Raw genomic sequence first — 11,529 nt, 5'->3', positions numbered from 1 at the left:
TATGGAAAGTATTATGGTATCATAATTTCTCCCATTCTCTCATACTTTCCTTTGTTTGAAAAGAGTGATAACCAACTAATTTCATCGGAATATATTATTTTATAGTGGTGCAGTCTGAAAACAGCTTTATTCCTTCTCCTCTTTATAAACTTTACCCCATCCATAACCGGCTTCCGGGGATGTATCCTCGGGCATGCCCGGCAGGATCAGACCGCCGTCAATGCGGAGGTTAATGCCGGTAATATAGGATGCCGCATCCGAGCAGAGCCAAGCAATCGCTTCCCCGATATCCGAAGGCGTACCTAAGCGTCCCAGCGGAATTTTTCTGCCGAGCGGCTCGTCCTCTGCCGATTGGTCCGGCTTGTGAACGGTCGCCCCCGGAGCGACGCAGTTTACGCGGATGCCATGCGGCGCCCACTCGAGCGCCAGCGATTGTGCGGCACGTATAAGCGCTGCCTTCATACCGCCGTATATGCTGTCCTTGGGATAAGCCCTCTCTCCTCGAGAGGACGTGATGAAAATGATATTTCCCGGTATTCCCTGGGCGATCATCTCCCGGACGGCATATTTGCTAAGCAGCATCGGCGCTCGAAAATCGAGATGAACCGTCATGTCCAGCGCGTCCTCTTCAAGCTCCGTGAGCTCGTCATATAGGCCGATCCCCGCATTGTTCACCAACAGATCGATCCGGCCAAATTCCTCTATCGTCTTTCGTATCGTATTCTCCGCTTCACTGCGAACGGTCAAATCGCTTTGAATAATAAGAGGCGTCTTGCCATAGATATGGCGAATATCCTCTGCTATGTCCAATATTCCATCCTTGCTCGAATTGTAGGTCATCGCCAGCCGATATCCTTTTTCAGCCAAAACCTTGGCAATCCCTCTCCCGATTCCGGCGCCAGCGCCCGTTACCAGCGCCACCTTCTCCGTTCCTTGATTACTTACGGTTCCCATTATATCTCGCTCCCTTCTCCATCATCCATTCATACACGATTGCGCCGCTGTTCAGCGTATACGCGCACCATGCCTACTCTTCCTTACCCTGTTCTGAAACGGATGATTGGCTTTTTTGATAAAGTCAGCATGACGGGCGTTCATTATTGTAAATAGTTGAATCCATACCGAGGTTAAACACGTAGTGTATATCAATATGGCTTTCCATATACGATAAACCAAAGGAGCGTGTACGTATGAGTTCTGCGATGTGGATTATTGCGAGCGTTCTGGTCGCCGTATTCCTGATCATGATCCCCGTACAGTACCGGTATATTGCAGCGTTAAAGAAAGATCCCCGGAGGCAGGGGGTCGATCAGGAAACGTATTACAACAACATGTCGTTTCAAGAAGAACAGCTCCATTACAATACGCAAGGATGGTTTTGGCCTTCCACCATGGTTGCTTCGTGGATATATAATTGGAGGCATAAGAGCGGAAAAACGACCAAGTAGGCGGCTTCCAACGGATGAAAACGCAAAAATCATCGCCCGAATGAAGGCGATGATTTTTCATGATCCAAGCTATACTCAGCCGCGTCTGGCTAAGGCGTTCATATGTAGGAAAAAGGTATCCTCCAGCGTAGGCGCCTTCTCCACAAATTCGGGGCCCGGCTGCTTTTTCCCCATCAGCCTTACTCTCATGTGATGGTCCGTCATTTGAAAATGAATCAGGAGCTCCTGCGGTATCCGCTCGAAGGCTTCCAGATCGATCTCGCCTTCCCAGACGCTGGAGGCTACATTCAGTTTCCACTGGGTCGGTGAACCGATATACCGGATGCGACCGCGGTGTATCCATATCACGGTATCTGCCGCTTCTTCCCATTCGTTCAGCTCGTGGGCGGCCACGATCACCATTCGGCCCCTGGCGTATTTGGTCAGGTACGTGATCAGGAATTTGCGTTCCTCGGCGTCCATGCCGTTTAAAGGCTCATCGAGGAATAGAAAAGAAGGTGAAGCCAGCAGCGCCTGCACGACGGCAATGCGCCGCTGCACCCCTTGTGATAAATTCTTGACCTTGCTCTTGCGGAAAGGCTCCAGTCGAAAGTCCGTCATCAGCCTGTCAATGGCCTCCGGGTTATAGACACCCTTTAATTCGGCCATATAGGTCAGCAGCTTGCCGACCTTCATATCTCCATACAGCTCGATATCTGCCGGGACATAACCGATTTGACTGCGGATCAGCGGTAAATGATCTCCTGCCCTGCGCCCGCTGTACAGAATTTCGCCTGCGTCGGGCGCCTGCAGCGTGGTCAGCAGCTCAATCAGCGTGGTTTTTCCGGCCCCGTTCGCTCCGACGATAAGGTTCAGGCCGGAGTGAATCTCCGCTTTGTCGATTTCAAGCCGGTACGTACCCGCCTGGCGTTCCAGTCCTTCCAGCCTAATCATTCGCCATTCTCCAGGCTCCGTTCAGTTTCAAGCTGCGTCCGTAGGAAGAGACGAGCAGAATCACTCCGATAACAAGCAGGGCCATGTCCGTCATCATTTTGCCGCTCATGGAAACGCCGTGATCCACGATTTGTCCCTGAATTACAATCCACATTCCGTAGACCAGGACGGCCGAGATCAGTGAGACGACCATGCCTTTGCGAAACAGCATATACATCGCAGCGCCTCCCGTCACCAGCAGAATGCCCATCCACTCCAGAATAAAGGGGCCGAATAAAAAGCGGGAGCTTTCCGCCTGGATGGATCGCAGCCCGAGCGCGAGGGTACTCAGCAAGGCCATTCCGACAACGATGCCGGTCACAAGCAGCAGGCGGGTATACAACACCAGCGCAGGCGGGTATGGGGTCAGGGTCTCCACAGCCCGCATCCCTTTATCCCAGGTTCGGCTGCTGAACAGCATCGATACAATCAGCAGCAAAGGGGTAATCAACGGAAAAATGCCGCCGGGCAATCCGGCAAACTGATCCAGCGGATACTCCGGATCGATCAGCAGAACCAACATGCAGAATACAGCGCCTGCTGTGAGCAGAATGGATCTTTGGTTCAATCGGATCTGGCTCCGAAGAATCTGTTTTAATGAGGGTGGGTCGACCTGCGGATTAAAATCCAGCTTGGGGGACTCGGGCTCAATCCTAAGCTGATTGAACTCTCCCTGAAGAGACGCAATGAGCTGTGCCGTCTCATCCGGTGACGGCGATGGAAGAGCAGCGCGTCTAAGCGGGCCGCGAAGCTCGTCTTCAAGTCTTCTCAATTCATGATCGAATGGATGATCCATGGAGATACACCTCACTTTCTTTTACTTTGCACTGCGAATCCGGCTCTTCCGACTTGGAGCGGTTCCGAACCTGTTCCTGAGGACTCTTCTCCCGCGTCCTTCGGGACGAATGGACGGGAACCAAATCGGAATGCTCCATGGACAATGTTTTCTTCAGCTTTCTCAAGCCGTTATATAAATGCGTTTTCACCGTACTTAAGGGGAGGTCGACCAGGTCGGCGATTTCCTGCAGCTTCAAATCATGGAAGAATCGAAGAGATATGACTTCCTGTTGTATATCGGGCAGGTTCTCCAGCGATGCTGCAATTTCCAGTGAGGTTTCCTGCCTTTCCACGAGTTCCTCCGCGCCGGGCGCAGGGTCGTATGCATCCGGCATCTCCTCACCCGCAAGACCTTCGGACCTGTAAGATGCGCTTTTCCAATAATCCTTGCACATATTCAGAGCCACGCGATAAAGCCAGGAGCGAACATGTTCCAGCGTGCCGTGCTGCTTCAGATGCCGAATGAGCCGGATAAACGTTTCCTGAACGATATCCTGGGCCTTTTGCCTATCGGCCAGCCTCTGGGTCGTATAACTGAGCAGCGGACCATGGTACCTCGTCACCAACATTTCAAACGCTTCCTGGTCGCCGGCAGCCATGCGTTCGGACAGCTGCTGATCGGAAATCATGCCTTCCCCCCCTTTCTATGTGCATTCTAATCTTCCCATTATATCTATTTCTCAATTATAACTGACCGTGTGCATGTGCATAGTCGTCATTATTTGACATTCATTATGGCATCCCATTTCTGCTGCCACTCTTTGTACGTAATCGGGCTCTCCGGGCTTACGTACGCATTCCGTTCGGTGTCGGGAAGCATCAGCCCTTGCTGGTAAAAATGAACCAGCAGCTCTTTAACCTGATCTCCTCTGCCTTCTTCCAATGCGCTTCTGACTTGCTGAGCCATACTTATCCCTATTTTGTTTTGAGGATCATCGCCGTCCCCATTCTTGAACAACAGTTGCTGTACCGACCGGAGATTTCCGTAAGCGGATCTCAGTTGTTTATCGCTAAGCCCCTTCTCTTCCACGTAATACACATACCAGAAAAGGCTGCTGATCTTTCCGCGCACGTCTCGTTCCGGATGTTCAAAATAATAATTCAGCCCATCCTGGTTGCCGAACAGAACCGAGTTCATCCATTCGCCCGACAAGTTTGAGTAGTTGTATGTGTACTGGTTCGAGGACAGAATCAGACGATGGTCCACCCGGGGATAGTCAAAACCTGCCCCCAAGTATAAGATCTTGTCGACATTGCTCTTAAACTCGGGTACCCACTTGGAAAAATAGTCATACTTCTTTTTCATATCCCGCAGCATCAATACGGATGCCTTCTCCATATATGGCGTCGTCACGATGGTAATCGGGAGATCACTCTGGTGGATTTCTTTCCAGAACTGACCTCCGTACAGGGAGACATTCTGCTCGATCTCCCTATCCTCAAACCGCTGGTAGCCGGGCCTCCGTTCCAGCTCCCGCATCCCCGTATACAAGGGTACCGGATAACCTTCTACCTCCAGCTTCATCTTCCCGAGAGAATAATGCATCCGGCCAAATTCCCAGCCCAGATAAACATATTTCGGCGGACGGTCTCCGTTATCACTCTTTAAATATACATGCTGATGACCGGGAAGCGGATACCACGCGATATGTCCTTCCATCTTAACTTCGGGTCCTACGCTGTAAACCGAAAATTCCTCACGGGAGTACCCGGCCATAAAATCCATGACCTTGCCTCTATATTCCAGCTCGGCTTGAATCTCTCCGTTCTTGGCATGGCCATTCATCCTTACCGATAGCCAATCTCCCTGTCTGCGATAGGCAGCATCAACACCCTGGAGTTGGACACGCTCAAGCTTGAACATCCGGTTCAGGGTTAACGGAAGCTGCCTCGTGCCTGATAATTCGGAGGCGGGTATCGTTAGCTTCGCCGTCACGCGAAGTTCATCGTTTGGCAGCCGCTTCAGCTTGATATCATAAGAAGAGACATGATAGAAGGAACCATCTTCCGGATCATCGATATAAGAAACCGTGGGGTCTCCAAGCTTCGCATCAATTTGGGCATATCGTTCCGCCCATAGCGTGCCGTAGGGTACGGCGGCAGCTGCCGTCAATACGGCAGCCCCCAGCACCGCGAGCCATCCCGCTTTCAAGAGCATCGTAGGGCGCTTGCGGTTTAGCAAGAACAAACACACCATTAGCAACAGGAAAGTAAAGGCAAGCACGAACCACCGGGAACTCATTAAATCTTCGCTAAACAGGCCGTACCCCCAATTCTCATATTCAAAGCGATTGGATTGAAGGAAGAATTGGTTGAGGTGAAACACTTGAGCCGGCAGCCATCTTAATTCGCTGATAATATAAATTTCCATGAAAAACGTTCCGAACATCCATGCACAGAAACCGATCAAATATACGATCCGATTCGGAATGCTTGCCCCGAGGAGCATGGCGAGCGCGAGTGTCACCATATAGGAAACTTCGTACTGCACCGCAAATTGCATGGTATGCATCATCGCAACATCACCGGCAATCCCCTGACTAACCGACAGAATATAGAATATAACCGACGTCGACAACGTGAACAGGGAAAAGTACAACAAACTGATCACATATTTCGACGACAATAAGGTAAAGAAAGATACGGGCAAGCTGTGATTCCATTCAAAGGATCGACGGCGGACATCCCGGCGAATGGACAAGATGCCAATTAACATAGCCGGACCCAGGGTCATCGTATGACCCAGCATGTGGAATGAATAAGCCGCCGTGTACAGATTATGGTTCGGTCCGTTGCCGCTTGCCGCCTGCAGCATCATAATGATGAACAGAATCGCATACAGGATCGGAAGCGAGGCAAACAAGGGATTGCCGAATAAAAGCCGAAGCTCTAGAAGACTATGCCTCCACCATTTATGCATGGCGATCCCTCCGCAGCAGGCTCAGATATCCATCCTCCAGGGTTGGATCCGCGGGAAACGCCCCTGCAACCGGGGCCGCTTGGCCGATAAACCTGCACAGGACGCCTTCCGGAACGGTACGGGTGGACACGACGGACATGGGATCAATCAAGGCAAATTCATCCGGACTCATGACCGCTTCCCATACTTGTCCCTTCCCGCAAGCCTGCAGTTCAGCCAGACTGCCGTTCATGGCCAATCTCCCCTTGTTCATGACTGCGATACGACGGCAGTTGCTCTCGATATCGGCAACGATATGGGTGGATAGCAGGACCGTCCGGTCGATGCTAAAGCGGGTTAACACATTACGAAACCGGACACGCTCCTGAGGATCCAGCCCGGATGTCGGTTCGTCAACGATCAAAATATCAGGCGATCCCAATAACGCTTGGGCAATCCCCAGCCGCTGCTTCATTCCTCCGGAGTAAGTACGCACTTTTTTATCTGCCTTCCCCTGGAGATTAACCATCTCGAGCAGCCTGGAGACTTCCTTCTGTCTGGCACCCCGTTCCGTGATCCCTTTCATGGCTGCCACATAATCCAGATAATCTCGGCCGGTCAGCTGCGGGTAAATGTGAAAATGCTGCGGCAAATACCCGATCATCTGCCGGATCTCCTCCGGCCGTCCAATCGATATCCCGTTCACTCTCACCTGGCCGGAGGTCGGCGTCAATAAGGTCGCCAGAATGCGCATCAGCGTTGTTTTGCCGGCGCCATTGGGTCCTAGCAGACCTGTCATGCCTTTATCCAATTGTAGAGAAACATCCAAGAGCGCCCAAGCGCCCTTGTGATAGGTTTTTGATAAATGCTCAATGGTAATCATTCTAGAATCCTTTCACCATTAACGATTATGGCATAAGCCGCGCGGTTTACGTTACTTGGAACGAACCATCGTCTCAAAAAGTTTGGCATTCCCGATCTTTTGACGCCAATTAATTTATAAGGTACAAAAAAGCCCGTGATCCTTAAAGCGGATTGCGGGCATGTTCTATGTTCACCTGACGTCAGGCTCTTATTCAGTTATTATAACATGCGGAGATGCGGTTCATCCTTAAACCTTCAGGACATAAACATTTCATGTCCCAAAAGATTAACGGGATGGATCATTCACATGCTTATCGCACCCATCATTACCGGTGAGCCTCATATTGGTTGGCGCGACTGATCGCCTGGATCGATTGGATGTCCTGCGGCGATAACTCTTCCTTATTTCCCGCCGCCAAGTTATGCAGCAGCTGTTCGAGCGAGCTTGCTCCAGGGATTGTGCAGGCAACAGCGGCATGGGCCAAAGCATAACGAATGGCCAGATGGGACAGATCTGCGCCACGGCCAACCTCTTCAAGCCCCTTGAGAACATCAAGCAGCTCATTTTTGCTGTAATCCAGATAGCCCTTCTCGGCTTTGGCTTGTCCGCGTTTCGACAATATGCCGCGGGCAACGGGACCCCGTGCAATGGCGGATATTCCGTTCTCAGCAAGCTGATCGAGCACTGCTTCCTCCGGTCTCCGGTCCAGGATGCTGTACTGGCTCATGACGCTGACGATATTGGACTTCGCGACATACTCGCGGATGACGTTCGGCCGGATGGACGAGATGCCGTAGTATCGAATCCACCCTTCCCGCTTCAGCTCTTCAAAAGCTTCAATCGTCTCGTCAATCGGATCATCTAGCGTCCCCCCATGAAGCTGATAGAGATCTATATAATCCGTACCCAGTCTGCGAAGACTATCCTTGACGGCGGATTTGATGTAGTCCTTGGAAGGATCCCATACCCAGCCATCCTGCCCGGGTACGCGACGGTTGCCGACTTTGGTGGCAATGATCACATCCTTGCGCCGACCTTGAACCGCTTTGCCTACCAGTTCCTCGTTACGGCCTTCGTCGTACAGATCCGCCGTGTCCAGAAAATTCACGCCCCGGTCCAGCGCTTCATGGATAAGCTTCACGGCTTGTCCCTCATCCGTCCCCAGTGACATACAGCCCAGCCCGATTTCGCTTACATATAATTCCGAAGATCCTAGCGGATTGGTTCTCATGCTTGATCTCCTCCTCTTCCCTATGATGAATAAGGTTCTACTTCTTTACTTACCCTAAAATATCGATCCAGATCTTCACGGCCGTAACGGCAATGAGAATCGCCAAGGCATACCGCAGCAGTCGGACGTTCAGCTTGCGACTGATGATGGCGCCGATGGGGGCACCCATCAAGCTTCCGGCAACTGCGAACAAAGACGGCCAGATCGGAATGTCGCCCGAGGCGATTTTGCCGATGACGCCCCCGACCGCGGACAGAAAGACGATCGCGAGTGAGGATGCGATGGTTATCCGAGTCGGTATCTTAAGAATCGTCAGCATGATGGGGATCAGGATAAATGCGCCGCCAGCGCCTACAATCCCGGCTATGCCGCCGACAATAAAAGCGGCTCCCATTGCAATCCCTGAATGATAAGTCACCTCGGTAACCGACCTGTTTTCCATGGTTGCCCGGGTCGGCACAATCATCAATAACACGGCGATAACCGCCAGAAAACCGTAAATTACGTTAATTGTACCGCTCGTCATCAGCATGGAGGACAAACTCCCGATCAGACTGCCAACCAGGGTGCTGATACCCATCTGAATGACCAATGGCTTGTGAAAGTACGACTCACCGCCGCGCGAACTCATCCGGTTGGTGATCATGCCTGACAATGAGGCGAAAAATACCTGCAGCATGCTGATAGACGCCACCTCCTTGGAGGTAAAGGCCTCCAATCCAAACCAGGAAGGAACGTATAGCAGCAAAGGAAAGTTAATGATCGCCCCCCCAATTCCCAGCAATCCTGAGAAAAAAGAACCGATGATACCTATAAAGATCATGACTACAAGCTGCACTATCAAGGTGATCGATCTCCGTTCAATTTAATATCGTGACCACGCACATTGCTATTGAATGTACCCCGTTATTGATTTATAATAAACCCAAGTATTTGTATCGGAAATTAAGGAGGTGTGTGGTGAGCATGTTGAATAAGCTGAAATTCCTTTTCCAGGACCGTTGCCCTGATTGCGAGCAGAAGCTGATTTCCAGGCAGGAAGACATGGCTACGATCAAGCATTGCCCGGATCACCACTACACCGAAGAAATATATAACCAGCTGGGCGTTACGATTGTCTATCATCCCAGCAAAGATAACAGTTAAACTTTGTTTAAACTCCGTTAGCCATTACGGACTGAGGTCTTGCACTTTATTCCGTTTCCTCTGTCCATTCCCGTCCGGCAAGCCTGACGAGAAGCAGAACCGCGATCTCGGCAGCCATCACAGCGAGCGAGCATATAAAAATGACAGGGATCATATCGCCCGAATCCAAATTTAGTATGAACGGGTAGGCAATAAGCCATAGCAGCTGCGCGGCCATAAACAAGTGCCCCCGGAAGCGGGCCTTATGATCCAGTCCGGATTCGGCACCTGCGGAATTGGCTTGAATGCCTCGGCAGATTCCGAACATCAATCCCATATGCAAGCAGATGGAAGGCAGTTGAACCATCAGCTCCTTCACAGATTGCATAGGCACGCCGCCTGTCCCCACCTCAGGAAACCAGAATAATGAAAGAACCGACCAGATCAGCAGCAGCCAGGCTGACAGATGCCCTGCCCTAAAATATCCGTTCAACGCCTGAAGCCGCCATAATCCCGAAGCCATCAGCAGGTATCCCAGCATGTCCGGCAATACATCCACAACTTCGATCTTCAGATCGACCAGTACAAAGAGCAGGCCCCACACGATGCGATAATATGCGCTTCTCATGGTTTCCTCCTGCTTTCCCGAACAAATTCCGTCATTTCTTGATCCGTCGGCCTTGGATGATAAGGAATCATCGTATCTCCATACCGATAGCGACGGCCTTCCTCCATAAAGGAGGTTCTCAATATCAGCTGATATACCTTCATGCTCTTCTCAAGCGATGGCATATCAAATTGGTGGCTGATTCTTATGGAATCCCCTTTATTAATCTGGAGTGGAAGCTGAATCTCGTCGATAGGTTTACCTCTTAACTCGATGTGTGCTTCCGAAGGCTGAGACCGGTAACTAGTACCCGGTATTTGTCTGGAAATGTCGACATGGATTCGGAGATCTCCTTCCTCTGCGATATCCATCCATTTCGAGGAGAACGCCGTTAACTGAAGGGACCGCTTCACGACGGCAGATTCGTAGCCCAAGTTATCGGAAGAGGATCCGCCGGACGTCCACGATATCGGATCTCGATCTTCCTGATCATATACGCCAGGCCATATGTAAATCTCCCCGATATCCACTCGTTCCGAGGTTCCATCGGAGTATAGGGCAGTAATCTCTCGAACGAGAACCGGCTCCTTCAGCTGCTCTCCTGTCCCTTCTTCCTCGGCGGAAGGTGTATTTAAGTTCACCATTATTTTTCCCAGGTCCTGCCTCTGATACTCTGCATATTGGGGGTATGGCGTTATCATCTGTCCGGGATAACCTTCGATCCGGATGGAGCTTAGCGTCTTGTCTGCTCGTTTGTCCTCTACATAATACAAGTCAAATACATGGCCTCCCCCTTCCCTTGTTTCCACATGATGCTCAAGGAATACGGTTCTTCCCAGTTGGTTGGATTCATAATACCAGACATTCCCGACCCAGCTGCAGGCTACGAACAGGATGGCGAGAACATAATACCATTTCTTGCTCATGGCCCCTCCTTATGTATCATGCGATTGTTCCATATTATGAAACTATCTTAACACGTAAATAGATGAAGAGGGTTTGATCCGCGTTAATTTTTCATATGCTTTCTGACGAAGGAACCCCTTGAAATTGAAATAAGGTTGCGGTTTCATGGACAGACTATGTGAAGCCACCCTAAAATCAAGGAAGGTGTTCATGATGAATCCATCGATCGAAGAGGTCACCCATTGGCTTCAATCCAAAAGCAATCACACTCTGCACATATCCAAGCAAGAAGAGAAGGATCAGGACCAGATTGAAATACAGCTGGAACGATTTGAACACCAGCAGCATCAAGAGCAGTCCATCGACGGTTACGGAGACCGCCATGCGCTCCTGCTGCACGGCCCCGGCGTTGTCATCACAGCCGGCCATGAAGCGCCGCTGCCGAGCAATGCCTTTGTCATTGGACTGGACGGGTTAACGGCTGCGGACATCCAAGACCGTCAAGTGGTGCTCACAACGGACCGGGGCACCTATTCCATCACGGCAACCTGAGGGCAGCCGGGATGAAACAGCAAGAACCGCCAGAGTTGTTGCATCTCTGACGGTTCTTTTTTGGCATTATTCAGCTATAGGTTGGAT

At 51.0% G+C, this 11,529-nt stretch carries 13 protein-coding genes; 3 read left to right on the top strand and 10 right to left on the bottom strand.

Features of this window, described 5'->3' with window-relative positions:
- Positions 1–126: 126 nt before the first annotated feature.
- A complete protein-coding gene (locus PLA01S_RS21260) occupies positions 127–954 on the bottom strand; it encodes an SDR family NAD(P)-dependent oxidoreductase (RefSeq protein ID WP_127593925.1) in 828 nt (275 codons plus the stop codon).
- A gap of 236 nt (positions 955–1,190) precedes the next feature.
- Between PLA01S_RS21260 and PLA01S_RS21255 the strand changes: the two genes are divergently transcribed.
- The gene (locus tag PLA01S_RS21255; RefSeq protein ID WP_127593924.1) at positions 1,191–1,448 is read left to right on the top strand and encodes a DUF3949 domain-containing protein; all 258 of its coding nucleotides are present in this window, start codon (positions 1,191–1,193) and stop codon (positions 1,446–1,448) included.
- A gap of 75 nt (positions 1,449–1,523) precedes the next feature.
- Here the strand turns inward: PLA01S_RS21255 and PLA01S_RS21250 are convergent, their stop codons facing one another.
- The 7 genes from PLA01S_RS21250 to PLA01S_RS21220 all read right to left on the bottom strand — a co-directional run bounded on the left by PLA01S_RS21250 (position 1,524) and on the right by PLA01S_RS21220 (position 9,096).
- Positions 1,524–2,381 (bottom strand): ATP-binding cassette domain-containing protein, encoded by an 858-nt coding sequence (locus tag PLA01S_RS21250; RefSeq protein ID WP_127593923.1) that lies wholly within the window; start codon positions 2,379–2,381, stop codon positions 1,524–1,526.
- Positions 2,374–3,216 (bottom strand): hypothetical protein, encoded by an 843-nt coding sequence (locus tag PLA01S_RS21245; protein ID WP_127593922.1) that lies wholly within the window; start codon positions 3,214–3,216, stop codon positions 2,374–2,376. Before PLA01S_RS21245 ends, PLA01S_RS21250 begins: the two co-directional genes overlap by 8 nt.
- Positions 3,194–3,886 (bottom strand): RNA polymerase sigma factor, encoded by a 693-nt coding sequence (locus PLA01S_RS21240; protein WP_100541461.1) that lies wholly within the window; start codon positions 3,884–3,886, stop codon positions 3,194–3,196. The genes PLA01S_RS21245 and PLA01S_RS21240 overlap by 23 nt, the downstream gene beginning before the upstream one ends.
- A gap of 89 nt (positions 3,887–3,975) precedes the next feature.
- Positions 3,976–6,177, bottom strand: a complete 2,202-nt coding sequence (locus tag PLA01S_RS21235; protein ID WP_127593921.1) for an ABC transporter permease — start codon at positions 6,175–6,177, stop codon at positions 3,976–3,978.
- Complete coding sequence (locus PLA01S_RS21230) at positions 6,170–7,039, bottom strand: ABC transporter ATP-binding protein (protein WP_127593920.1); 870 nt, start codon at positions 7,037–7,039, stop codon at positions 6,170–6,172. Before PLA01S_RS21230 ends, PLA01S_RS21235 begins: the two co-directional genes overlap by 8 nt.
- A gap of 307 nt (positions 7,040–7,346) precedes the next feature.
- Complete coding sequence (locus tag PLA01S_RS21225) at positions 7,347–8,252, bottom strand: aldo/keto reductase (RefSeq protein WP_127593919.1); 906 nt, start codon at positions 8,250–8,252, stop codon at positions 7,347–7,349.
- A gap of 49 nt (positions 8,253–8,301) precedes the next feature.
- Positions 8,302–9,096 carry a sulfite exporter TauE/SafE family protein gene (locus PLA01S_RS21220; RefSeq protein ID WP_100541457.1) on the bottom strand — a complete coding sequence of 265 codons (795 nt, stop codon included), beginning with the start codon at positions 9,094–9,096 and terminating at the stop codon, positions 8,302–8,304.
- Positions 9,097–9,218: 122 nt separating this feature from the next.
- Between PLA01S_RS21220 and PLA01S_RS21215 the strand changes: the two genes are divergently transcribed.
- On the top strand, positions 9,219–9,398 hold the full coding sequence (locus PLA01S_RS21215) for a hypothetical protein (protein ID WP_071219655.1): 180 nt from the start codon (positions 9,219–9,221) through the stop codon (positions 9,396–9,398).
- Positions 9,399–9,444: 46 nt separating this feature from the next.
- Here the strand turns inward: PLA01S_RS21215 and PLA01S_RS21210 are convergent, their stop codons facing one another.
- Both PLA01S_RS21210 and PLA01S_RS21205 read right to left on the bottom strand, forming a co-directional pair.
- Entirely contained in the window at positions 9,445–10,005 is a 561-nt protein-coding gene (locus PLA01S_RS21210; protein ID WP_127593918.1) for a hypothetical protein, read from the bottom strand.
- On the bottom strand, positions 10,002–10,910 hold the full coding sequence (locus tag PLA01S_RS21205; protein WP_127593917.1) for a hypothetical protein: 909 nt from the start codon (positions 10,908–10,910) through the stop codon (positions 10,002–10,004). The genes PLA01S_RS21210 and PLA01S_RS21205 overlap by 4 nt, the downstream gene beginning before the upstream one ends.
- A gap of 193 nt (positions 10,911–11,103) precedes the next feature.
- On the opposite strand from PLA01S_RS21205, the gene ymzB reads away from it, so the two are divergent.
- A complete protein-coding gene (gene ymzB / locus PLA01S_RS21200) occupies positions 11,104–11,442 on the top strand; it encodes a protein YmzB (protein ID WP_246059732.1) in 339 nt (112 codons plus the stop codon).
- Positions 11,443–11,529 lie beyond the last annotated feature (87 nt).

Source organism: Paenibacillus lautus NBRC 15380 (assembly GCF_004000945.1).
Classification (GTDB): Bacteria; Bacillota; Bacilli; order Paenibacillales; family Paenibacillaceae; genus Paenibacillus_AQ; species Paenibacillus_AQ lautus.
This window is presented reverse-complemented; position numbering and strand designations above follow the sequence as displayed.

Coding starts and splice junctions, on each gene's coding strand:
- PLA01S_RS21235 (WP_127593921.1), bottom strand. CDS start 6,177: ATGCATAAATGGTGGAGGCATAGTCTTCTAGAGCTTCGGCTTTTATTC.
- PLA01S_RS21210 (WP_127593918.1), bottom strand. CDS start 10,005: ATGAGAAGCGCATATTATCGCATCGTGTGGGGCCTGCTCTTTGTACTG.
- PLA01S_RS21215 (WP_071219655.1), top strand. CDS start 9,219: ATGTTGAATAAGCTGAAATTCCTTTTCCAGGACCGTTGCCCTGATTGC.
- PLA01S_RS21260 (WP_127593925.1), bottom strand. CDS start 954: ATGGGAACCGTAAGTAATCAAGGAACGGAGAAGGTGGCGCTGGTAACG.
- PLA01S_RS21225 (WP_127593919.1), bottom strand. CDS start 8,252: ATGAGAACCAATCCGCTAGGATCTTCGGAATTATATGTAAGCGAAATC.
- PLA01S_RS21230 (WP_127593920.1), bottom strand. CDS start 7,039: ATGATTACCATTGAGCATTTATCAAAAACCTATCACAAGGGCGCTTGG.
- PLA01S_RS21250 (WP_127593923.1), bottom strand. CDS start 2,381: ATGATTAGGCTGGAAGGACTGGAACGCCAGGCGGGTACGTACCGGCTT.
- PLA01S_RS21240 (WP_100541461.1), bottom strand. CDS start 3,886: ATGATTTCCGATCAGCAGCTGTCCGAACGCATGGCTGCCGGCGACCAG.
- PLA01S_RS21255 (WP_127593924.1), top strand. CDS start 1,191: ATGAGTTCTGCGATGTGGATTATTGCGAGCGTTCTGGTCGCCGTATTC.
- PLA01S_RS21205 (WP_127593917.1), bottom strand. CDS start 10,910: ATGAGCAAGAAATGGTATTATGTTCTCGCCATCCTGTTCGTAGCCTGC.
- ymzB (WP_246059732.1), top strand. CDS start 11,104: ATGAATCCATCGATCGAAGAGGTCACCCATTGGCTTCAATCCAAAAGC.
- PLA01S_RS21245 (WP_127593922.1), bottom strand. CDS start 3,216: ATGGATCATCCATTCGATCATGAATTGAGAAGACTTGAAGACGAGCTT.